This window comes from Streptomyces sp. NBC_00466, assembly GCF_041433995.1.
Taxonomy (GTDB): Bacteria; Actinomycetota; Actinomycetes; order Streptomycetales; family Streptomycetaceae; genus Streptomyces.
On record NZ_CP107896.1, the window covers coordinates 1,804,249 to 1,822,657 of the forward strand.

Consider the following 18,409-nt stretch of genomic DNA (forward strand, 5'->3'; position numbering starts at 1 on the left):
TGCCGGAATCCTCGTACATCCGCATCCCCCCTGCCCTCCTACAACGCCCGGTCCCATCTGCGGGTTCCCGGGCGCAGCGGATACAGTCACGAGTGCGCCAACTACGGGGACAGGAGAGGGCCATTACCGCCAACCGGCAGACCAGCTGGGCCTTCGCCGACGCATTTGTCGCCGAGGACGAAGCCCTGCGCTGGGCCCGCGACCGGGCACGCGACTCAGGCCTGCCCTCGGTCTCGCCCGGCACCGGTGCGGCGCTGCGGCTGCTCGCCGCCACCACGGACGCGAAAGCGGTGGCCGAAATCGGCACGGGCACCGGCGTATCGGGCATCTATCTGCTCCAGGGCATGCGGCCGGACGGCGTGCTGACCACCGTCGACCCGGAGCCCGAGCGCCAGGGCTTCGCCCGGCAGGCGTTCCGCTCGGCCGGCTTCGCGGCGAACCGCTCGCGCTTCATCCCCGGCCGCGCCCTCGACGTACTGCCGCGCCTCGCGGACGGCGGGTACGACCTCGTGTTCTGCGACGGCGACCGGCTGGAGTCGCTCGATGTGCTCGCTGAATCGCTGCGCCTGCTGCGGCCCGGTGGACTGGTGTGCTTCGAGGGGGTCTTCGCGGACGGCCGCACGGTCGACTCCGCCGCCCAGCCCGCCGAAGTGCTGCACCTGCGCGACCTGCTGCGCACGGTCCGCGAGAGCCAGGAACTGCTGCCCTCGCTGCTCCCGGTCGGCGACGGGCTGCTCTGCGCCGTACGCCTGGCCTGACCGCGCGGCGGCCCCGGAAAGAGCGGCAGCCCCGGAAAGTACAGATTTCAGAGCCCCTCACACCACTGCCCCGGCCGGAGCCGGGGCAGTGGAGAGAACATTGGGGGCGTCCGCGTCAGCCGACGACCTTCTTCAGCGCGTCGCCGAGTGCATCGGCCTCGTCCGGAGTCAGCTCGACAACGAGTCGTCCGCCGCCTTCGAGCGGAACGCGCATGACGATGCCCCGCCCCTCCTTGGTCACCTCGAGCGGGCCGTCGCCCGTCCGCGGCTTCATGGCCGCCATGCTCGTTCCCCTTCCTGAAACCAGCTCATCGCAGCCGACAACCCAGGTGTCACCGGCATCGAACATATTGCTTCCCAGCCATTATCCCGCATCCCAGGACCCGATGACCAACATCGGTCTGCATCGCTTGCGCAACGCACTTCCCCAAAACCACTCAATTCGGCGTTCCCCCTGCGATACTGCGCCGCCTCGTCCACCATTCTTGACCAGCATTGTTTGACGCAGGTCACATGTTCGCCGCCGATGATCTCCGGCATGCTGAGCTGCGGACGACGAATCAGCACCATCAGCAGCCGACATCCAGCAGTGGAGGGCCCCATGGCGGACACCGTGCTCTACGAGGTGACCGACGGACTCGCGACGGTCACCATCAACCGTCCCGACTCGATGAACGCGATGAACACCGAGGCGAAGGTCGCGCTGCGCGACGCGGTGCAGACCGCGGCGGCGGCCTCCGAGGTACGGGCCGTACTGCTCACCGCCACCGGGCGCGCCTTCTGTGTCGGGCAGGACCTCAAGGAGCACATCTCCTCGCTGACGGCCGACCGCGAGGCGGGCACCGGGCGCACCATGTCCACCGTGCAGGAGCACTACAACCCCATCGTGCGGGCCCTCACGGAGATGCCGAAGCCGGTCGTGGCCGGGGTCAACGGCGTCGCCGCCGGGGCGGGCCTCGGGTTCGCGCTCGCCGCCGACTACCGGGTCGTGGCCGACACCGCGAAATTCACGACCTCGTTCGCGGGTGTCGCGCTCACCGCGGACTCGGGCGTCTCCTGGACGCTGCCCCGGCTGATCGGCCAGAGCCGCGCGGCCGATCTGCTGCTGTTCCCGCGCTCGTTCGGCGCGCAGGAGGCGTACGAGCTGGGCATCGCCAACAAGCTGGTGCCGGAGGCCGATCTGGCGTCGGAGGCACTGGCCGTGGCCCGCGCGCTCGCCGACGGCCCGACGGTCGCGTACGCCGCGATCAAGGAGTCCCTCGCCTACGGGGCCGGCCACCCGCTCCGCGAGGCGCTGGAGAAGGAGGACGAACTCCAGACGCGTGCGGGGGCGTCGGAGGACCACCTCATCGCGGTCGAGGCCTTCGTCGGCAAGACGAAGCCGCGGTATCTGGGGCGCTGAGCACCGCCGGTGCGGGTCGGCTGCCGGTGCGGATCAGCCGCCCGCGTCAGCCCGCCGACGCGGATCGCCCGCCCCCGCGCGTCAGCCGCCCGCGGGGGCCCGCCGGGCGAAGCAGTCCGCCAGGTGGTCGTCGACCAGGCCGCACGCCTGTATCAGGGCGTAGGCCGTGGTCGGGCCGATGAAGCGCAGGCCGCGTTTCTTGAGCTCCCTGGCCAGCGCCGTGGACTCCGCTGTCACCGCCGGGATGTCGGCGATGCGGCGGGGCGCCCGGCGGGTGGCCGGATCCGGGGCGTACGACCAGATCAGCTCGGAGAGTGTGCCGGGCTCCCAGCCCGCGAGCTCACGGGCGTTGGCGAGGGTCGCGTCGATCTTGGCGCGGTTGCGGATGATCCCGGGGTCGGCGAGCAGCCGGTCCCGGTCTCCGCCGGTGAACGCGGCCACCTCGGCGATGGCGAACCCGGAGAAGGCCTTACGGAACCCCTCGCGGCGGCGCAGGATGGTGATCCAGGAGAGCCCCGACTGGAACGCCTCCAGGCAGAGCCGCTCGTACAGGGCGTCGTCGCCGTGGACCGGGCGGCCCCACTCGTTGTCGTGGTACTCGACGTAGTCCCCGGTGGACACCCCCCACGGGCAGCGCAGCTTCCCGTCGGCTCCCGGGACGGCGTCCGAACTCATCGCCCCGGGTCCTCGTCGTTGACGGCAGCGGCCCGCGCACCGGCGAGCGCTGCTTCCAGCTCGGCGATCCGTGCGTCGCGCTCGGCCAGTTCGGCGCCCAGCCTGCCCAGTACATCGTCCACGTCGGACATCCGGTAGCCGCGCACCACCATGGGCAGCCGCAGCGCCTCGATGTCCGCGCGGCCGACCGGGCGTGCGGCGGGCAGCGGATCGACGGGCAGTTCGGGGGAAACGTCGGACAGTACGGCGTCGTCACCGCCGCCGATCACCGCGAGGGTGACCGCGGCGACCACCACGACCATCGCGATCAGCAAGAACCAGAACACGAGTGAGCCTCTCCCCGGATAACGGAACCGTCCGGGTCCGATCGTGCCATGCGCACCTGGCCGTTACGGCCCGCCCCTCGGTCGGCAGTTAGGGTCGCAGGCGACTCAGCGGGTGAACTCAGAGGGTGAGGAACAGACGGATGCTGCGGTTGGGACGGCGCGAGTTCGACGCACACGAACCGGTGATCATGGCGATTGTGAACCGGACCCCGGACTCGTTCTACGACCAGGGAGCGACCTTCCGCGACGAGCCGGCGCTCTCCCGCGTGGAGCAGGCGGTGTCCGAAGGGGCGGCCATCATCGACATCGGCGGGGTCAAGGCGGGCCCCGGCGAGGAGGTGACGGCCGAGGAGGAGGCCCGGCGTACGGTCGGATTCGTCGCCGAGGTGCGGCGCCGCCACCCCGATGTGGTGATCAGCGTGGACACCTGGCGCCACGACGTCGGTGCGGCGGTGTGCGAGGCGGGCGCGGATGTGCTGAACGACGCGTGGGGCGGGGTCGATCCTGAACTGGCCGCTGTCGCCGCCCGGTTCGGCGCGGGCCTGGTCTGTACGCACGCGGGCGGCGCCGAACCGCGCACCAGGCCGCACCGGGTCACGTACGACGACGTCATGGACGACATCCTGCGGGTCACGGTCGGCCTCGCGGAGCGGGCCGTCTCGCTGGGCGTCAGGCCGGACGGGATCATGATCGACCCCGGCCACGACTTCGGGAAGAACACCCGGCACTCGCTGGAGGCCACCCGCAGACTGGACGAGATGACCGCGACGGGGTGGCCGGTTCTGGTCTCCCTGTCGAACAAGGACTTCGTGGGCGAGACGCTCGACAAGCCGGTCAAGGAACGGCTGCTCGGGACGCTGGCCACGACGGCGGTGTCGGCGTGGCTGGGGGCGCAGGTGTACCGGGTGCACGAAGTGGCCGAGACCCGGCAGGTGCTGGACATGGTGGCGACGATCGCGGGCCACCGGGCGCCGGCGGTGGCGCGGCGGGGGCTCGCCTAGCACCTCTCGTCCGGATCATGCCGGGCCTGCGAGCCCGGCATGATCCGGACGACAGGGCGTGATCCGGACGAGAGGCCTTGGCGGCGGTCGGCGATCGGGAGAACGCGCCTACAGCCCGGTCTCCTTGGTCACCAGGGCCACCGCCTCGTCCACGTCGTCCGTGAGGTGGAACAGCATCAGATCGTGCTCCGACGCCTTGCCCTGGCCCACCACCGTCCCGCGCAGCCAGTCGACCAGCCCGCCCCAGTACTCCGTACCGAAGAGCACGATCGGGAACCGGGTCACCTTCCGGGTCTGGACCAGGGTCAATGCTTCGAACAGCTCGTCCAGGGTGCCGAGACCGCCCGGCAGGACCACGAAGCCCTGCGCGTACTTCACGAACATCGTCTTGCGGACGAAGAAGTAGCGGAAGTTCACGCCGATGTCGACGTGCTGGTTGAGGCCCTGCTCGAAGGGCAGCTCGATCCCGAGCCCGACCGAGACGCCGTTGGCCTCCCTGGCGCCCTTGTTGGCCGCCTCCATCGCGCCGGGGCCACCGCCGGTGATCACCGCGAAGCCCGCGTCGACCAGCGCGCGGCCGATCCGTACCCCCGCCTCGTACTCCGGCGAACCCGCTTGGGTACGGGCCGACCCGAAGACGCTGATCGCGCTGGGCAGTTCGGCCAGTGCGCCGAAGCCTTCCACGAATTCCGACTGGATGCGCATGACCCGCCAGGGGTCGGTGTGCAGCCAGTCGGCCGGGCCCTTCTCCGTGGTGTCGAGCAGCCGCTGGTCGGTGGTGCCGGGCTGAACCTGGTCCCGGCGGCGCACCACCGGGCCGAGCCGCTGTTCCTCCGGCGCCGGTGCTCCCTCAGGGTTGCCCATGTTGTGCTCCCTCTCCGCTGTACGTGTCCCGACAGCCTAGGTCCGCACATGTGACGCACGGGGAAATTCAGGCAGTCAGCCAGGAACGGAGTCGCTCCTCGGTCTGCGAGATCCTCGTGATGTCGACCCGCTCGTCGCGCTTGTGCGCGAGCAGCGGGTTGCCGGGGCCGTAGTTCACCGCGGGAACGCCGAGCGCGCTGAAGCGCGAGACGTCCGTCCAGCCGAACTTCGGGCGGGCCTCGCCGCCGACCGCCGCCATGAAGGCCGCCGCCGCCGGGTGCGAGAGGCCGGGGAGCGCGCCGCCGGTGTGGTCGTCGACGATGAACTCGTCGATGTCGCAGCCGGCGAAGAACTCCTTCACGTACGCCAGCGCCTGCTCCTCGCTGCGGTCGGGCGCGTAACGGAAGTTGACCACTACCGTGCAGGCGTCCGGGATGACGTTGTTGGCCACGCCGCCCTCGATCCGTACGGCGTTGAGGCCCTCGTGGAACTCCAGGCCGTCGATCACCGGCCTGCGCGGCTCGTACGCGGCCAGCTTCGCCAGGATCGGGGCTGCGGAGTGGATCGCGTTGGACCCCATCCAGGCGCGTGCCGAGTGGGAGCGCTCGCCCTTGGTGCGCAGGATGACCCGGAGCGTGCCCTGGCAGCCGCCCTCGACCTCGCCGTCGGAGGATTCGAGCAGGACGGCGAAGTCCGCCGCGAGCCAGTCGGGGTGCGCCTCGGACACGTGCTTGAGGCCGTTGAGTTCGGCCGCGACCTCTTCGTTGTCGTAGAAGACGAAGGTGAGGTCCCGGTTGGGCTCGGGCACCGTCGCGGCGATCCGCAGCTGTACCGCCACGCCCGACTTCATGTCACAGCTTCCGCAGCCCCACAGGACGCCGTCCTCGTCGAGCCGCGACGGGACGTTGTCCGCGATCGGCACGGTGTCGAGGTGTCCGGCCAGCACGACACGCTCGGCGCGCCCGAGGTGCGTCCGGGCGACGACGTTGTTGCCGTACCGGTCGACGGTCAGGTGCGGCAGCTCCCTCAGCGCCGCCTCCACCGCGTCGGCGAGCGGCTTCTCGGTGCCGCTCACGGACGGGAAATCGACCAGCTGTGCGGTCAGGGCCGGGGCGTCGAGTGCGAGGTCAAGCGGGGTCTCTGACATGGCTCCGACCCTAACCCGGGCTCCAGTACGGTGGGCCTCGTGCCCCAGCCCTCCGCCGCGCCACGCCGCGGCCGCTTCTTCCGGATCGTGGCCGCCCTCGCCGTGCTGCTGGCGCTGGCGGGCTATGTCCTGGTGCAGTACATCAGCGGTGGCAGCAGCGGCCCGCGCTGCACTGCGCAGGCCGGCAACGGGAGCAGCTATCGGCTCAGCCCCGAGCAGGCCGTCAACGCGGCGACGATCTCGGCAGTGGGAACCTCGCGCGGAATGCCGGAGCGCGCGGTGACCATCGCGCTGGCGACCGCGATCCAGGAGTCGGAGCTGCACAATCTCGACCACGGCGACCGTGACTCGCTCGGCCTCTTCCAGCAGCGGCCGTCGCAGGGCTGGGGCACGGCCGCGCAGGTCATGGACCCGGTCTACGCGGCCGGCAAGTTCTACCAGCACCTGGGGAAGATCCCCGGCTACTCGCGGCTGCCGCTGACGGTCGCCGCGCAGGAGGTGCAGCGCAGCGGCTTCCCGCAGGCGTACGCGAAGCACGAGCCGGACGCCGAGCTGCTCGCGGCCGCGCTGACCGGCCGGGCGCCCGCCTCGTTCTCCTGCGCGGCGACGAAGAGCAGCGTGGCGGGTGATCCGGCCGCGGTGCGCGCCGCGCTGAAGCGGGACTTCGGGGGCGGCGTGCTGCCCGCCGGGAAGCCGGCGCAGCCGTCAGCGCCGTCGGAGGTGCGGCTGCCGGTCAGTACGACCACGGCGCGGGCCGTCGGAGGGCCCGGTGCCGGGTCCGTCCAGGAGCGCGGCTGGGAGCTGGCGTACTGGGCGGTGGCCAACTCGGCCGCGCTCCACATCCAGCAGGTCTCCTACGCGGGCCAGGAGTGGACCGCGGCGACGAGCCACGCACCCTGGCGCAGGACGGAGACCACGCAGGCCGTTTCGACGGGGCGGAGTGCCGGCCAGGGCGCCGCCGAAGTCCGTATCACCCTCACGAAATAGCGCCGGAAGCGATCCGTACAGACGCACGGGCCCTCACTCGGAAGCGGCTCCCCCGGCCCGCCGGGAACGTCTTTCGCGCCCCCTCCGGGCGCCCTCGCCCGTTCTCCGGTGACCCCATGGGGGCCAAGGGGAGTGACGGTTCAGCAGCCTCGCCGGCGAGCCACCGTTTGTCCGTTTTTATCCGAAACCGATAATGCGACGCATTGCAGACTCTTTACCTTGGTGCACCGCAACTTCCCCCTCCCCCCGAGCGGTTGTCACAGCGTCCGAACGCCGGACAGTCACGTCCCCTCCCGCTCAAGGAGCACCATGTCCCTCTCCCTGACCCGTCGGATCGCCCGTACCGCGCTGCTGATCGCGGCGGGCGCAGCCCCCGTGGTCGGTGCGGCCGGCGTCGCAAGCGCCGCGGAACTCCCGCAGGCCCCGAACCTGGGCGGCGTGACCGCACTCGACGGCGCCGGCCTGGGCAACTCCGTCGACGGTGCGGCCCGGACCACCACCGGTATGGCCGGTGACACCGGCAGCAAGGCCGTCAAGAAGACCGTCCCGGCCGCAGGCCGGACGGTCGGCGCCGTCGGCAAGACCGCCGCTCCGGCCGCCCAGAAGGCCGCCGGCGACACCGCGGGCACCGCAGGCACCCTGGTCGGCGGCACCGCGCAGAGCGCCGGCGGCACCCTGCCGTCCGCGGGCAAGCTGCCGGTCGGCGGCCTGCCGCTCGGCCAGTAGAAATCGGCCGACAGCACTCGGCCGACAGGCAGGGGCCCCGGGGAGTTCACAGCTCACTCCCCGGGGCCCCTGCCACGTACGGACCGTTACCGCCGGCGGGCTACTTCTCGCCCAGCCGCTTCACCGCGGCGGCCACCCGCTCGTCCGTGGCCGTCAGCGCGACGCGGACGAAGCGCTCGCCCGCCGCTCCGTAGAAGTCACCGGGCGCCACCAGGATGCCCAGCTCCGCGAGGTGGGCGACGGTGTCCCAGCACTCTTCGTCGCGGGTCGCCCACAGGTAGAGGCTGGCCTCGCTGTGCTCGATCCGGAAGCCGTGCGCCTCCAGCGCGGTCCGCAGGGCGGTGCGCCGGGCCAGGTACCGCGCCCGCTGCTCCGTCACATGGGCGTCGTCGCCGAGCGCGGCGACCACCGCGGCCTGCACGGGCGCGGCCGTCATCATCCCGCCGTGCTTGCGGATCTGCAGCAGCTCGCCGAGTACGGCGGCGTCGCCCGCGATGAACGCGGCACGGTAACCGGCCAGGTTGGAGCGCTTGGAGAGCGAGTGGACGGCGATCAGACCCTCGTACGTACCGCCGCAGACATCCGGGTGGAGCACGGAGACCGGCTCGGCCTCCCAGCCCAGCTCGAAGTAGCACTCGTCGCTCGCGATCAGGATGCCGTGCTCCCGCGCCCAGGCGACGGTCCGGACCAGTTCGTCGCGGCCGAGTACCTGGCCGGTCGGGTTCGACGGCGAGTTGAGCCAGAGCAGCCTGAGCCCCTCGGGGTCCAGCTCCGTCGGGTCGTCGTACACGACCGGCTCCGCGCCGCAGAGCCGCGCGCCCACCTCGTACGTCGGGTAGGCGAGCCGCGGGTACGCCACCCGGTCACCGGCCCCCAGGCCGAGCTGCGTGGGCAGCCAGGCCACCAGCTCCTTGGAGCCGACGACGGGCAGCACGTTGGTGTGTGCGACCTCGCGCGCGCCGAGCCTGCGCTCGCACCAGCCGCTGATCGCGTCGCGCAGCGCGGGGGTCCCCCACACCGTGGGATACCCCGGCGAGTCCGCCGCCGCGACGAGCGCCTCGCGCACGATCAGGGGGACCGGGTCGACCGGTGTGCCGACGGAGAGGTCCACGATGCCGTCCGGGTGGGCGGCGGCCGTCGCCTTGTACGGCTCCAGCTTGTCCCAGGGGAAGGCGGGGAGGCGCGATGAGAGTGCGGACACGGGCTTCACTTTCTCGTACGTACGGAGCTGCGCGGGCGTGGAACCGCGCGGTCTTGGGCTGCGCGGGCCGGGGCGCCGTGGGGTGCACGGCAGCCCCGGACAGACCGGCCTCCACAGCAAATGCCGCGGTCCCGTACGGCGAAGAGTGCCGTACGGGACCGGGTCGCTACGGGGTCAGCCGTTCTGCGGAGGCAGCGCCGCGATGAAGGGGTGGTCGCGCTCGATCAGGCCGAGCTTGGAGGCGCCACCGGGCGAGCCGAGCTCGTCGAAGTATTCGACGTTCGCCTTGTAGTAGTCCTTCCACTCCTCCGGGGTGTCGTCCTCGTAGAAGATCGCTTCCACCGGACAGACCGGCTCACAGGCACCACAGTCGACGCATTCGTCCGGGTGGATGTACAAGGACCGGGAGCCCTCGTAGATGCAGTCGACGGGGCACTCCTCGATGCACGCCTTGTCCTTGACGTCGACACAAGGCTGCGCGATGACGTAAGTCACGCTGTCGTTCCTCCTCGGTAGGGCTGCTCTGCGCGGGAGCGCGGCGTCGTCGATGCCCGCACCTAGTATCTCCGTTCCTGGGCGCGATCCGAACAGGAGGGGCGGAGAGAGCTGTGGAATTCACTACCGGCGGACGGCTCGAGGTCCGAATTACACCTGTTGACGTGGGCAAACGGGTATCAGTCAGGCAGCTGGCCAACGAGGCCGCACCAGGTGCGAAGTTCACCGACACGGTGGGTGTTCTCACATCATGGGACGCGGGTGTGCTGTCCATCACACAGCGGTCGGGCGTGTCGGTCCGCATCCCGGAATCGGCGCTCGTGGCCGGAAAAGTCGTGCCATCGGCGCCCGCGCGCAGGCGCGGCCCGTCGGCGACCTTCCCCGAACTGGCGCGCGCGACGGCCCGCGCCTGGCAGCCGGTGGAGAGCGAACAGCTCGGCGACTGGCAGCTGCGGGCCGCAGTCGATGAGGCGCCGCGCGAAGCGCGTCGTCGGGGGGCGGAGGCCGGGCGACGGGAGGGCTTCACCCGCCGCGCCAACTCCGTACTGCCGCTCGGCGATCCGGGCCGGCCGCTGGACGAGGCGCTGGAGCGGGTGACCACTTGGTACGCGGAGCGCGGCCTGCCCGCGTACATCCAGGTCGCCACCGGGAACGAGGGCACCCAGGAACTGCTCGCCGCCGCCCTCGATGAGCGCGGCTGGACCCGCGAGGTGAGCGCGCTGGTCAGGATCGGGGCGCTGGCCCCGCTCGGCGATCCGGCCCGCCCGCTGGAGGACACGGTCTCCCGGGTCACGCTCTCCCGGTCCTGCGACGCGTCCTGGCTCGCCCGCTACCAGCGCTTCACGACCCCGTACCCGGCCGTGCTGAAGGTGCTCGGCAGCGGTCCTTCGACCTGGTTCGCCTCGGTCGCCGGTCCCGGCGGGGTGCCCGTGGCGATCGGCCGCTGTGTGGTCGACGGCCGGTGGGCGGGGTTCATGGCGGTGGAGGTGGACCCGGCGGCCCGCCGCCAGGGGCTGGCGAGCGCCGTCATGACCGCGCTGGCCCGCCGGGCGCTCGACGAGGGCGCTTCGGCGGCCTGGCTCCAGGTCGAGGAGGAGAACGCCGGGGCCCGTGCGCTCTACGACGGTATGGGCTTCCGGACCCACCACGGTTACCACCACTACCGGCACATCCCCACGGCATAGGCGGGTACGAGAGCGATATGGACGAGCAATCCACCGACTGGCGCCAGCAGTTCGCCGAGGAGGCCCGCGCCGAGCGGCCCGATCTCGCCCTGCTGTGCCTGCTGGTGGGCACCGAGGCCGATCCCTCGCTCGGCCAGGACGGCATCGACACGGCGCAGATCGAACTGGACCGGCTGGCGGGGATGGTGCCGTTCGGGGTGACCGGAGCCCGTGACTGGGCCGTGGCGCTCGGCGAACTCCTCGGCGTACAGCACGACTTCAGAGGGGGCGCGGCCGACTACCAGCGGCTGGAGTCCTCACTGCTGCACGAGGTGCTGCGGCGCAGGCGCGGGCTGCCGATCCTGCTCTCGGTGGTGTGGACCGAGGTGGCGCGTCGGGCCGGGGCCCCGGTGTACGGGGTGGCTCTGCCGGGCCACTTCGTGGTCGGCTTCGGCGATCCGTCGGGCCCGCCGGACGAGCAGGTGCTCGTGGATCCCTTCGGGGGCGGCCGGCTGCTGAGCGGCGAGGACGCGGGCGCCCTGGTTGCCGGGGCGACCGGGGCGCCCTTCGACCCGTCCATGCTCGCCCCGGCGGGCCCACTGGAGATCATCCTGCGGGTCCTGAACAACATCCGCGCCTGGGCGGCGGCCCGCCCGGAGCGCACGGACGTCCAGCTCTGGGCCATCGAACTCTCCCTGCTGCTGCCCGCCCACCCGGCGCGGCTGCGCTACGAGCACGCCCAGCTCCTGGTCGAGCGGGGCGACTTCGTGCGGGGCGCGGTGGAGATGGAGGAGTACGCGGAGATGGTCGCGGCGGTCGACCCGGGAGCGGCCGAGGCGGTACGCGGACGGGCGAGGTCGGCCCGCGCGATGCTCAACTGACGGTGGCCCCTTCCTTTCGTCCGGATGAGGCCGGTCCGTTACGGGCGTAGCGGCCCGGCGCGATGCCCACGACGCGCTTGAAGTGCCGGTTCAGATGGGACTGGTCGTAGAACCCGGTGGCCACGGCCACCTCGCCGGGCCGCTGCCCTTCGAGCAGCAGCCCCCGGGCCCGGTCCACCCGGCGCGACGTCAGGTACTGGTGCGGGGTGATACCGAAGGCGCCGCTGAACGCCCGTACCAGATGGGCGGGGTGGGCGTGCACCTCTGCGGCGGCCTCCTGCAGGGTCACCCCCTGGACCAGCCGTTCGTCGAGCAGCTCCCGCAGCCGGTACGCGACGGACCTGCCGTCGTCCTCCCGGCGGCGGGCCGCGGTGCCGGGCCGCAGGTGTCCGCGCAGCCGCTCGCTGATCAGGGCCAGCCGGCTCTCCGCCTCCAGCTCGTCGCCCCGGGAGGCCAGGGCCGTGTGCAGCCGGCCGACGCCGCTGCGCAGCACCGGGTCGACGAGGTCGGGCCGGTCGACGGCGGCGCCGATGTACCCGGCGTCCAGCTGCGTCATGTCCAGATAGAGCACCCGCTTGCGGAAGCCGCGCGGGGTGGCGGGCGAACCGTTGTGGGGCACGTGCGGAGGCAGCAGCGAGACGGTGTCGTGCGGGGTGCCGTGCTCATGGCGGTCGAGGTCGTACCGCACCGCCCCGTCGTCGACGATCAGCAGCGTCCAGGCGTCATGGACATGCATCGGGTAGGCGTGCTCGGTGAAGTGGGCGTGGAAGACCTCCACGACACCCGCCACGGGCGGGCGCCACGCGGAGACCTCCGGCCCGGACACCATGCAAAGAACGTACAAGACGGTGCGCGGGACCACTCGGCAGTCTCGGAGCATGAGAACCGAGACCGCCCCCGGCCACAACCCTCCCGCCCCCGCCGCCGCTGACAGCCCTGTCCCCGGCCACGCTGCCCTCGGCCACGCTGTCCCCGACCCCGGCCCTGCCGCCGACGGCCTGGCGGGCAGCAGCGCCCGCGACGGCGCACCGGTCCGCTTCGACACCAAGATCGCCGTACTGCTGCACGAGGACCTGGAGACCTGGCAGCGGCTGAATGTCACCGCTTTCCTGGTCAGCGGCCTCGGCCCGACGGTCCCCGAGGTGATCGGCGCACCGTACGCCGACGCCGACGACACCGCCTATCTGCCGATGTTCCGGCAGCCCGTGCTGGTCTTCGAGGGCGCCGGGCGGACGCTGACCACCGCGCACTCCCGGGCCCTGTCCCGCGCACTCCCCCGGGCCGTCTTCACCCGCGACCTGTTCCGTACGGGCAACGACCGGGACAACCGGGCGGCGGTCCGGGCGGTCGGGCGTGACCAGCTCGATCTGGTGGGGCTTGCCGTGTACGGACCGCGCAACGCGGTGGACAAGGTGCTGAAGGGCGCCCGGATGCACCCGTAGCCGCTCCGCTTCTCCGGTCCGTACCGACCATCCGCCGGACGGCGTCCGGGGGTTGTCATCACAGGGGCCGCACAGGCGAATATCGCAAGTGCTTACGATTCGTACCGGGGAGGTGCCTTCGCGGCGCTCACCCTCCGCCCTGTGCCGCAGCCGCTCCGGGAGCCCTCCTTCATGTCCCTTGCCCACATATCGCGTTCGTCGCCCAGCGTCCCGGAGGCCGGACCGGCGTCCGCCGCAGCTCCGAGCAGCCCGGACCGTCGCCGCGTTCTCGTCTGGTCGATACCGATGCTGTGGACCTTCTGTCTTGGCCTGTGGGGCCTGTCGCGACAGGACAGTCTGTGGCGGGACGAGGCCGCGACCTGGCAGGTCGCCCAGCGCTCCACGGCCGAGATATGGCACATGCTGGGGAACGTCGACGTCGTCCACGGGTGCTACTACCTCCTGATGCACTTGCTGTTCGAGTGCTTCGGACCCAGCACCACAACGCTGCGGCTGCCCTCGGTACTCGCCACCGGCGTGGCGGCGGCGTGCGTGGCGGTCGTCGGCCGCCGGCTGGCCGGTATGTGGGCGGGCCTGGCGGGCGGGATGGCCTTCGGGCTGCTTCCGGCCGTGCAGTTCTACCTCCAGGAGGGACGGCCGTACGCACTGGTCGCGGCCGGGGCCGGGATCTCCACAGCGCTACTCGTGACGCTGCTCCAGGGGCGGGGCAGGGCGGCGTACTGGGCTGTCTACGGCGGCACCGTCCTGCTGGGCGGGCTCCTCAACTGGCTCTCGCTCATGATCCTCCCGGCACATATGGCGACGCTGGCCTGGAGCCGGGCCGGCCGCACGGTGTGGACACGCTGGGTCACCGCCGCAGCGGCCGCCACGGTCTGTGTGCTGCCGTTGATCCTCTTCAGCCGGGGCCAGTCCGCACAGGTGTCCTGGATACCGCCGCTGACCTGGCACATGCTGATCGGCCCGGCGATTCTGCTGCTGATCGGCGGAGCCTGCGTACTCCTCGACCGGCCCCGGGCGAGCCGACTGTCGGTGACAGCCGTCGGGCTGCCGCTGCTGGCGGTGCCGCAGATCGGCCTCATCGGTCTCTCGCTGATCCAGCCGCTGTTCCTGGACCGGTACATCCTCTTCAGTCTGCTGGGTCTCGCGCTGCTGATCGGTACGGGCATCGGCTCGGCGGTACGGGCGGTGAGGCCCCGGCACCCGAGAGCGTCGTCGTGGGTCCTCCCCGCGGTGATCGCCGTGGCGATGGTGGCACTGCTGCCGCAGTCGCTGGCCAAGCGGTCCCCGTCGAGCCGGGTGGACGACGTCCTGGCGGTGGCGTCGGACGTACAGCGGCTGAAGCAGACCGGGAACGCCGTGCTCTTCGTCCCGTCGGCGCGCCGGGACACCAAGTCCGTTTCCCCGAGCGCCTTTTCGGGGCTGCAGGACATAGCTCTGGTCCAGAGCCCGGAGGAGTCCGGGACGCTGAAGGGCCTGGAGGCCGACCCCGGCCGGATACGTACGGCGATGCTGGCCCAGCAGTGGATCCTGCTGGTGACGGACTCACCGGAGGTGGCGAAACCGGTGGCGGGCGCACGGGACAGGACGAAGACCGCCGTGCTGCGGAAGTACTTCAGGCCCGTGGCCGACAAACAGGACCGCGGACGCAGGGTGACGGTGTACGAGCGGCGCACCCCGGCTCACTGAGTCGCGGGTGAGGGGCTGTTCCACCGTCGCACCGTCGCACCCGGCCACGACGCGGCGGAACAGCCCCTCAGAGCCAGCCCTTCTCGCGGGCGATCCGCACCGCCTCGGCCCGGTTGCGGGCCGTCAGTTTCTGGATCGCCGTCGAGAGGTAGTTGCGGACAGTCCCCTGCGACAGGTGCAGCGCCGCGGCCAGTTCCGCGTTGGTCGAGCCGTCCGCCGCCGCGCGCAGCACCTCGCGCTCGCGGTCCGTCAGCGGGTTCGCGCCGTCCGAGAGCGCCGCGGCCGCCAGGGTGGGGTCGATGACCCGCTCACCGTCGAGCACCTTCCGTACCGCGGTGGCCAGTTGGGCCGCGGGGGCGTCCTTGACCAGGAAGGCGTGGGCGCCCGACTCCATGGCCCGGCGCAGATAGCCGGGGCGGCCGAAGGTGGTCAGCACGACGACCTTGAGCGCGGGCAGTTCACGGTGGAGCTGGGCCGCCGCCTCGATGCCGGTCATGCCCGGCATCTCGATGTCGAGCAGCGCGACATCCACGGCGTGGGCCCGGGCGGCGGCCAGGACCTCGTCGCCGCGGGCCACCTGGGCCACGACCTCGAAATCCGGCTCCAGGCCGAGCAGCGCGGCCAGGGCCTCCCGGACCATGGCCTGGTCCTCGGCGAGCAAGAGCCTGATCATGCCCCGGATCCTATGGGGACGCGGGCGGTGAGGGTGAAGCCAGGACCGGCCTGCGTACCGAGGGTGCCGCCGGCCTTGGCGAGGCGCTCGGCCAGGCCGGTGAGCCCGTTGCCGTGCGGACCGGCGACGGCGGTCCTGCCGTCGTCGCGCACCATGAGTTCGAGGTGGCGGCCGTCGAGGGTCTGCCGGGAGCTGAGCACGACCGTGCAGTGCCGGGCCGCGCTGTGGCGTACGACATTGGTGACGCCCTCGCGCAGCGCCCAGGCCAGGGCGGCCTCCTGGTCCTCGTCCAGGTCGCCGGTCCAGCAGTCGTCCGGCACATCGGCGGGCACATCGGCCGCGATGCCGGCGGCGGCCAACGCGGTGCGGGCGCCCGCCAGTTCGCCGGGCAGGGTGGGGCGCCGGTAGCCGGTGACCGCTTGCCGTACGTCCGTCAGCGCCTCTCTGCTGACCTGCTCGATGTCCGCGATCTGGGCGGCCGCCTGCCCCGGCTGATCGGGGAGCATCCGGCCGGCCAGCTCGGACTTGAGGGTGATCAGCGACAGGGAGTGGCCGAGGAGGTCGTGGAGGTCGCGGGCCATCCGCAGCCGCTCCTCGTTGGCGGCGAGCTGGGCGACCGTGGCGCGGGCCTCCTTCAGCTCGACCGTCGTACGGACCAGCTGCCGCACCCCCGTCATCGCGAACCCGCCGAGCAGCGCCGGGATGAGCAGCGGTCCCACGAGCCCCGGTGCATGGTCGTCGCGGAGCGCGAGGAGGCACATCAGTGCCGTGGTCCCGAGGATTCCCCAGGTCGCGCTGCGCAGCGGCAGGACCGCGCCGCAGTTCACCGCCACGTACACGAAGAGCACGAGCCAGGGGGAGCCGAGGGTGAGGTTGAGCCCGATGGCGAGGGCGCCGAGGACGGCCAGGCTGAGGTGGACCGTCCCCGGCGAGAGCGTGCGGCTGGTGTTCCGGAAGACCATGACGAGATACAGGCCGACGAAGACGGTCAGCCCGGTCCAGCCGAGCACCTGCCCGGCGACCGGGTAGCGGCCGTCGAGCAGCGCGTTCAGCGGGGTGCCCAGGAAGATCAGCCAGATGCCGATCCAGAGCATCTTCCTGGCCGCTTCCCGGGTGTTCTCCGGTACTTTCCCGATACCGACCGCTCGTTCCTGGTTCACGCCTTCAGGGTGTCCTTCCGGTACAGCCAGGCTGCGCCGCCCGCGAAGATCAGGAAGTACACGAAGAGGATGGCGACGTCCTTGGCGTGCGGGGCGTTGCCCAGCTCGATGGCCTGGCCGAGACCGGCGTACGCGTGGGTGGGCAGCCACTCCGCGATGTTCTGCAGCCACTGCGGGAAGGCCGTCGTGGGGATCCAGAGGCCGCCGAGGATGGAGAGGCCGAAGTAGATGATCATCGTGATCGGCCGGACCGCGTCACCGCTGGCGATGTACCCGATGGCGACCCCGAGTGCGGCGAAGACCAGGCTGCCGGCCCAGATGACCCCGGTCAGGGCGAGCCACTGCCAGGCGTCGAACCGTACGTTCTTGGCGAGCGCCGCCACGATGAAGACCACGACGATGCACGGCAGCGTGACCACCGCCGCACTGCCGATCTTCGAGAGGACATAGCCGCGGCCCGGCAGCGAGGTGAGGCGCAGCTGGCGCACCCAGCCCTTCTCGCGCTCCTTCGCGATGCGCTCGCTGTTGCCCATGAGGACGGCGGTGAGCGCGCCGAAGGAGGCCATCGCCACCACGTAGAAGTTCTGCAGGGTGAGGCCGGTGCCGCTCACCCGGCCCGACGACGCCCCGCTGGAGATGATCAAGTAGAGGATCGAGGGGTAGAGGATCGAGAAGAACATGAACTTCCGGTTCCGCAGCGTCCGGATGATTTCGAGCTTGACCAGGGTCCTCATGCTGCTTTGGCCTCCTCGGCCTCGGTGATGGCGACGAAGGCCTGCTCCAGGCCGAGGCCCGCGACTTCGAGATTGCGGGGGAAGAGCCCGAGTCCGTACAGCGCGTGGACGGTGGCGTCGGCGTCGGACGACTGGATACGGACGGTGCGGCCGGAGACGTCGAAGGCGGTCAGGAACGGGAGACCGCGCAGCGCGTCCTCGTCGATGGTGCCCTCCAGGTCGAAGGCGATCCGCCGGGCACCGGCCTTGGCCTTGATCTCGGAAGCGGTGCCGTCGGCGAGCAGCCGGCCCTTGTGGAGGACCAGGACGCGGTCGGCGATGGCGTCCGCCTCCTCCAGGTAGTGCGTGGCGAAGAGGACCGTACGGCCCTGGTCGGCCTGTTCGCGCATGGTGGCCCAGAAGGCGTGCCGCGCGGAGACGTCCATGCCGGTCGTCGGCTCGTCGAGGACGATCAGGTCGTTGTCCCCGGCCGTCGCCAGCGCGAAGCGGACTCGCTGCTCCTGGCCGCCGGAGAGCTTGTTGACCATGCGGTCGGCGATCTGCGTGATGCCCGCGCGGTCGAGTACGTCGGCGACCGGGCGCGGATGGCGGTGCAGGTCGCAGGCCAGCTGGACCAGCTCGCGGACCTTGACCTCCTCCATCAGGCCGCCGCTCTGCAGCATCGCGCCGACGCGGCCGTCCCTGATGGCCTGCTCGGGGGTGGTGCCGAAGACCCGGACGGTGCCCGAGTCGGCATTGCGCAGTCCGAGCAGGAGGTCGAGCGCCGACGACTTGCCCGCCCCGTTGGGGCCGAGGAGTGCGACGGTCTCGCCGGCGTGCAGATCAAGGGTGAGGTCGGCCACGGCGTGTACCGCGCCGTAGGTCTTGTTCACGTTCTCGAAGCTCGCCACGGTGGTGGGCGGTGCTGTCGTCTTCGTCATGGGAACAGCGTCGCTCAGCAACGGGCCCAGCGGCAGAGCAGCCTGTCGTAAGTCGTCGATGACAGATGTCATACCGAGTCCATGACACGGGCACGGCCCCCGCCGATGTGGTGACGCTGTCGGTCGGCGTCAGGTGGTCGGCGGGGGCCGGGCGGTCCGGGCGGGACG

At 71.5% G+C, this 18,409-nt stretch carries 21 protein-coding genes; 9 read left to right on the forward strand and 12 right to left on the reverse strand.

Going from position 1 to position 18,409, the window contains the following annotated elements; all coding sequences use genetic code 11:
* The first annotated feature begins 92 nt into the window (after nucleotides 1-92).
* Nucleotides 93-758: an O-methyltransferase gene (locus tag OG210_RS07915; RefSeq protein ID WP_327295425.1), complete on the forward strand. Its 666-nt coding sequence runs from the start codon at nucleotides 93-95 to the stop codon at nucleotides 756-758.
* Nucleotides 759-873: 115 nt separating this feature from the next.
* Here the strand turns inward: OG210_RS07915 and OG210_RS07920 are convergent, their stop codons facing one another.
* Nucleotides 874-1,041: a DUF3117 domain-containing protein gene (locus OG210_RS07920; protein ID WP_003966491.1), complete on the reverse strand. Its 168-nt coding sequence runs from the start codon at nucleotides 1,039-1,041 to the stop codon at nucleotides 874-876.
* Between the two features lie 318 nt (nucleotides 1,042-1,359).
* On the opposite strand from OG210_RS07920, the gene OG210_RS07925 reads away from it, so the two are divergent.
* A complete protein-coding gene (locus tag OG210_RS07925) occupies nucleotides 1,360-2,160 on the forward strand; it encodes an enoyl-CoA hydratase-related protein (RefSeq protein ID WP_328331101.1) in 801 nt (266 codons plus the stop codon).
* A gap of 81 nt (nucleotides 2,161-2,241) precedes the next feature.
* On the opposite strand, the gene OG210_RS07930 is transcribed toward OG210_RS07925, so the two are convergent.
* Together OG210_RS07930 and OG210_RS07935 are read right to left on the reverse strand one after the other, a co-directional pair.
* Complete coding sequence (locus tag OG210_RS07930) at nucleotides 2,242-2,835, reverse strand: DNA-3-methyladenine glycosylase I (protein ID WP_328331099.1); 594 nt, start codon at nucleotides 2,833-2,835, stop codon at nucleotides 2,242-2,244.
* Nucleotides 2,832-3,161: a DivIVA domain-containing protein gene (locus tag OG210_RS07935; RefSeq protein WP_371535493.1), complete on the reverse strand. Its 330-nt coding sequence runs from the start codon at nucleotides 3,159-3,161 to the stop codon at nucleotides 2,832-2,834. The genes OG210_RS07930 and OG210_RS07935 overlap by 4 nt, the downstream gene beginning before the upstream one ends.
* Nucleotides 3,162-3,301: 140 nt before the next feature.
* Between OG210_RS07935 and folP the strand changes: the two genes are divergently transcribed.
* Complete coding sequence (folP, locus tag OG210_RS07940) at nucleotides 3,302-4,162, forward strand: dihydropteroate synthase (protein WP_328331097.1); 861 nt, start codon at nucleotides 3,302-3,304, stop codon at nucleotides 4,160-4,162.
* A gap of 108 nt (nucleotides 4,163-4,270) precedes the next feature.
* Here the strand turns inward: folP and OG210_RS07945 are convergent, their stop codons facing one another.
* Both OG210_RS07945 and dapE read right to left on the reverse strand, forming a co-directional pair.
* Entirely contained in the window at nucleotides 4,271-5,026 is a 756-nt protein-coding gene (locus tag OG210_RS07945; RefSeq protein WP_328331095.1) for a TIGR00730 family Rossman fold protein, read from the reverse strand.
* Between the two features lie 67 nt (nucleotides 5,027-5,093).
* Entirely contained in the window at nucleotides 5,094-6,173 is a 1,080-nt protein-coding gene (gene dapE, locus OG210_RS07950; protein WP_328331093.1) for a succinyl-diaminopimelate desuccinylase, read from the reverse strand.
* 39 nt (nucleotides 6,174-6,212) lie between these two features.
* Between dapE and OG210_RS07955 the strand changes: the two genes are divergently transcribed.
* Together OG210_RS07955 and OG210_RS07960 are read left to right on the forward strand one after the other, a co-directional pair.
* Nucleotides 6,213-7,160, forward strand: coding sequence for a heavy metal transporter (locus OG210_RS07955; protein WP_328331091.1), 948 nt, complete (start codon nucleotides 6,213-6,215; stop codon nucleotides 7,158-7,160).
* A 309-nt stretch (nucleotides 7,161-7,469) separates the two neighbouring features.
* A complete protein-coding gene (locus OG210_RS07960) occupies nucleotides 7,470-7,886 on the forward strand; it encodes an ATP-binding protein (protein ID WP_328331089.1) in 417 nt (138 codons plus the stop codon).
* 100 nt (nucleotides 7,887-7,986) lie between these two features.
* On the opposite strand, the gene dapC is transcribed toward OG210_RS07960, so the two are convergent.
* Entirely contained in the window at nucleotides 7,987-9,087 is a 1,101-nt protein-coding gene (dapC, locus tag OG210_RS07965; RefSeq protein WP_328331087.1) for a succinyldiaminopimelate transaminase, read from the reverse strand.
* A gap of 174 nt (nucleotides 9,088-9,261) precedes the next feature.
* A complete protein-coding gene (gene fdxA, locus OG210_RS07970; RefSeq protein ID WP_164267011.1) occupies nucleotides 9,262-9,582 on the reverse strand; it encodes a ferredoxin in 321 nt (106 codons plus the stop codon).
* A gap of 113 nt (nucleotides 9,583-9,695) precedes the next feature.
* Here fdxA and OG210_RS07975 point away from each other — a divergent pair, with 113 nt between their 5' ends.
* Entirely contained in the window at nucleotides 9,696-10,766 is a 1,071-nt protein-coding gene (locus OG210_RS07975; protein WP_371535499.1) for a GNAT family N-acetyltransferase, read from the forward strand.
* 17 nt (nucleotides 10,767-10,783) lie between these two features.
* Entirely contained in the window at nucleotides 10,784-11,626 is an 843-nt protein-coding gene (locus OG210_RS07980; protein ID WP_328331083.1) for a transglutaminase-like domain-containing protein, read from the forward strand.
* Here the strand turns inward: OG210_RS07980 and OG210_RS07985 are convergent.
* Nucleotides 11,619-12,455, reverse strand: coding sequence for a helix-turn-helix domain-containing protein (locus OG210_RS07985; protein WP_371535502.1), 837 nt, complete (start codon nucleotides 12,453-12,455; stop codon nucleotides 11,619-11,621). The two genes, OG210_RS07980 and OG210_RS07985, sit on opposite strands and share 8 nt — an antisense overlap.
* Nucleotides 12,456-12,624: 169 nt before the next feature.
* Between OG210_RS07985 and OG210_RS07990 the strand changes: the two genes are divergently transcribed.
* The gene (locus tag OG210_RS07990) at nucleotides 12,625-13,068 is read left to right on the forward strand and encodes a DUF2000 domain-containing protein (RefSeq protein WP_328335597.1); all 444 of its coding nucleotides are present in this window, start codon (nucleotides 12,625-12,627) and stop codon (nucleotides 13,066-13,068) included.
* A 285-nt stretch (nucleotides 13,069-13,353) separates the two neighbouring features.
* Nucleotides 13,354-14,754: a hypothetical protein gene (locus OG210_RS07995; RefSeq protein WP_371540214.1), complete on the forward strand. Its 1,401-nt coding sequence runs from the start codon at nucleotides 13,354-13,356 to the stop codon at nucleotides 14,752-14,754.
* 67 nt (nucleotides 14,755-14,821) lie between these two features.
* On the opposite strand, the gene OG210_RS08000 is transcribed toward OG210_RS07995, so the two are convergent.
* The 4 genes from OG210_RS08000 to OG210_RS08015 are packed head-to-tail and all read right to left on the reverse strand — an operon-like array spanning nucleotide 14,822 to nucleotide 18,241.
* Complete coding sequence (locus tag OG210_RS08000) at nucleotides 14,822-15,427, reverse strand: response regulator transcription factor (protein WP_371535506.1); 606 nt, start codon at nucleotides 15,425-15,427, stop codon at nucleotides 14,822-14,824.
* Complete coding sequence (locus OG210_RS08005; RefSeq protein ID WP_371535509.1) at nucleotides 15,424-16,587, reverse strand: sensor histidine kinase; 1,164 nt, start codon at nucleotides 16,585-16,587, stop codon at nucleotides 15,424-15,426. The genes OG210_RS08000 and OG210_RS08005 overlap by 4 nt, the downstream gene beginning before the upstream one ends.
* Nucleotides 16,584-17,321: an ABC transporter permease gene (locus OG210_RS08010; RefSeq protein WP_328331077.1), complete on the reverse strand. Its 738-nt coding sequence runs from the start codon at nucleotides 17,319-17,321 to the stop codon at nucleotides 16,584-16,586. The genes OG210_RS08005 and OG210_RS08010 overlap by 4 nt, the downstream gene beginning before the upstream one ends.
* On the reverse strand, nucleotides 17,318-18,241 hold the full coding sequence (locus OG210_RS08015) for an ABC transporter ATP-binding protein (RefSeq protein WP_328331075.1): 924 nt from the start codon (nucleotides 18,239-18,241) through the stop codon (nucleotides 17,318-17,320). Before OG210_RS08015 ends, OG210_RS08010 begins: the two co-directional genes overlap by 4 nt.
* Between the last annotated feature and the right edge of the window lie 168 nt (nucleotides 18,242-18,409).